The sequence below is a fragment of the Flavobacterium xizangense genome (assembly GCF_054075145.1).
In genome coordinates this window covers 1-254 of record NZ_JBSIPG010000205.1, presented here as the reverse complement: position 1 = coordinate 254, position 254 = coordinate 1, and the positions used below count along the sequence as shown (strand labels likewise).

The 254-nt window shown below is 38.6% G+C and carries 1 pseudogene; it reads left to right on the top strand.

Annotated features, from left to right (window positions below):
• Positions 1 to 254 (top strand): annotated as a pseudogene (locus ACWA1B_RS23135) (taurine catabolism dioxygenase TauD); the annotation flags it as partial.

Below are 254 nucleotides of genomic sequence, written 5' to 3'. Positions count from 1 at the left end.
ACCAGTAAAAGAAAATTATGTTTATCAAATTCCTACAAGCCCGCTAATAGTGGAGGTTACGCCCCAGGAAAGAAATATTTTATCCAATGTCGGCGCTTTGCTTGAGAAGGCATTTAAGAGCTACGAAAATCCAGATTATATAGAGGCGCTTCATCTTCATTCTTTCCAGCTTTTGCCAGAACGAATAGCCAGAATCTTAAGCCGTTTTGGAACAGATTTTTCAGCAGATCAATATGGTGCTATTGTTTTTAGAG